We start from the raw sequence: 2,665 nt of genomic DNA on the forward strand, positions 1-2,665 counted from the left end.
CCAGCGCCGAGAGCGCGACGCGCGGCGCCCATTTCTCGGCGCCGGGCACCGGCAGTTCGGACGGCGTGGCCTTCGACACCTCCGTGCACGGCGGCACCCGGACGCAGGCCGGCCTGGAGCTGCGCCAGCCGCTGTACGACCGCCAGCGCGACGCGCAGGCCGAGCAGCTGCGGCTGGCGGTGCAGCGCGCCGAGCTGGAATGGAGCGATGCCCAGGCCGCGCTGATGCTGCGCACGGCCGAGCGCTACTTCGACCTGGCCCTGGCCGCCGAGCAACTGCGCCTGATCGAACGCCAGCTGGAGGCCGTGACCCGCGCCCGGGTGGAGGCGCAGGACCGCTTCGAGCTGGGCGACAAGCCCATCACCGACGTGCACGAGGCCGCCGCCCGCGCCGAGGGCCTGCGCGCCCAGCGGCTGGCGGCGCAGGCCCAGGTCGAGCTGCGGCGCGCCGCGCTGGCCGACCTCACCGGCCTGCCGCCGGGGGAGATCGCGGACCTCGCGCTGCCGGCGGGCCTGCCCGCCGACGGCGAGGCGGGCGACCTGATCGAGTGGCTCGGCCGCGTGGCCCAGCACAGTCCCGTCGTGCGGCAGGCGGTGCTGCGGCTGCACGGCGCCGAGCAGGAGGCGCGCAAGACCGATCTGCCGCTCTCGCCGGTGGTCGACCTGGTCGCGCGCGCGGGGCGCGAGCGCCTGTCGGGCAGCGGCGATTTCGGCCGCGCCAGCCAGCGGCAGACGCAGGCTTCGGTGGGCGTGCAGCTGACGCTGCCGCTGTACACGGGCGGTGCGCGCAGCGCGCGGCAGGACGAGGCCGTCGCGCGCGTGGCCCAGGCGCAGGCCGAGCTGGACCGCGCCCGCCAGGAGGCGCTGCAGCAGGCGCGCGCCGCGTGGCTCGGCGTGTCCGTCGGGCGCGGCCAGGCCGCGGCGCTGGCCGCCGCCGTGCGCGCCGGCGACGCCCGGCTCGACGCCACCCGCACCGGCCGCGAGGCCGGCGACCGCACCACGCTCGACCTGCTCAATGCCGAGAACGACGCCGCCGCCGCGCGGCTGGCCCTGGCGCAGGCGCGGGTGCAGGTGCAGCTGGACGGCCTGCGCCTCGCGCGGCTGGCCGGCGCGCTGGACGCGCCGCGGCTTCATCGCCTGGCCGACGCGCTCGGGCCCGGCCGCGCGCCGGCGGACTGAAGCGCCCCTGCCCCCGGACATCAACCCAAAGGAGACATCGACCATGGCCCACATCGTCATCCTCGGCGCCGGCATCGGCGGCATGCCGGCCGCCTTCGAGCTGCGCGCCCGCCTGGGCGCCGCGCACCGCATCACGGTGGTCAGCGCCGTGGACCACTTCCAGTTCGTGCCCTCCAACCCCTGGGTGGCGGTGGGCTGGCGCGAGCGCGGCGCGATCACGGTGCCCATCGCGCCGGTGCTGCGCAAGCGCGGCATCGACTTCGTCGCGCAGCCCGCCACGCGCATCGACGCCGACGGCAGCTTCATCGAACTGCAGGACGGCGCCCGGCTGGACTACGACTATCTCGTGATCGCCACCGGCCCGAAGCTGGCGTTCGACGAGGTGCCCGGCGCCGGCCCCGAAGGCCATACCCAGTCGGTCTGCACCGTGGACCACGCCGAGCGCGCCCGCGCCGAATACGAGCGCTTCCTGCGCGCGCCCGGGCCGGTGGTCGTCGGCGCGCTGCCGGGCGCCTCGTGCTTCGGCCCGGCCTACGAGTTCGCCTTCATCCTCAGCACCGACCTGCAGCGGCGCAAGCTGCGCAGCAAGGTGCCGATGACCTTCGTGACGCCCGAGCCCTACATCGGCCACCTCGGCCTGGCCGGCGTGGGCGACTCCAAGAGCATGCTGGAAAGCGAACTGCGCAGCCGCGACATCCGCTGGATCACCAACGCCCGGGTCACGCGCGTGGAGCCGGGGCGCATGTTCGTGGCCGAGCTGGACGAGCAGGGGCAGCCGAAGAAGGAGCACGAGCTGCCCTTCGCCTACGGCATGATGCTGCCGGCCTTCCGCGGCGTGGACCCGGTGGCGGCGGTGGAGGGCCTGTGCAACCCGCGCGGCTTCGTGCTGGTGGACGAGCACCAGCGCAGCCGCCGGTGGCGCAACATCTTCTCGGCCGGCGTGTGCATCGCCATCCCGCCGGTGGAGGCCACGCCGGTGGCCACCGGCGCGCCCAAGACCGGCTACATGATCGAGACCATGGTCACGGCCATCGTGCACAACATCGAGGCCGACCTGGCCGGCCGCGCCGCCACCGCCCGCGGCAGCTGGAACGCGATCTGCCTGGCCGACATGGGCGACACCGGCGCCGCCTTCGTGGCGCTGCCGCAGATCCCGCCGCGCAACGTCAACTGGTTCAGGAAGGGCAAGTGGGTGCACCTGGCCAAGGTCGCCTTCGAGAAGTACTTCCTCTACAAGGTGCGCAACGGCTCCTCCGAGCCGGTGTACGAGAAGTACGTGCTCAAGGCCCTGGGCATCGAGCGGCTGGACCGCCCGGCGGCCACCGAATGAGCGTTGCCGCGTGCCGCTCGGCGAACGTAGTCCATAAGCCTTAGGCCATCCTGCAAATTGGCCCCGCAGGGGGCCGCTCCCTAGACTGCCCCGGCGTCGCCGAAGCGCGACCGGCCGCCGGTGTGCGGCGGCGGGCGCGGCGCGGCATTGGGGGTCG

Annotated in this window: 2 protein-coding genes; both read left to right on the forward strand. The window is 74.8% G+C overall.

Annotation, left to right across the window (positions count from 1 at the left end; translation table 11 throughout):
* Positions 1–1,178, forward strand: a 1,178-nt coding sequence (locus ACIY1X_RS25870; RefSeq protein WP_399686399.1) for a TolC family protein, incomplete at its 5' end; no start/stop codon positions are given.
* A gap of 43 nt (positions 1,179–1,221) precedes the next feature.
* A complete protein-coding gene (locus ACIY1X_RS25875) occupies positions 1,222–2,508 on the forward strand; it encodes an NAD(P)/FAD-dependent oxidoreductase (RefSeq protein WP_399686402.1) in 1,287 nt (428 codons plus the stop codon).
* Positions 2,509–2,665: the final 157 nt, after the last annotated feature.

Source organism: Xenophilus sp. (assembly GCF_044462705.1).
Classification (GTDB): domain Bacteria; phylum Pseudomonadota; class Gammaproteobacteria; order Burkholderiales; family Burkholderiaceae_C; genus Xenophilus; species Xenophilus azovorans.

Excerpts from the sequence above, each read along its gene's own strand:
- ACIY1X_RS25875 (WP_399686402.1), top strand. The coding sequence starts at position 1,222 with ATGGCCCACATCGTCATCCTCGGCGCCGGCATCGGCGGCATGCCGGCC.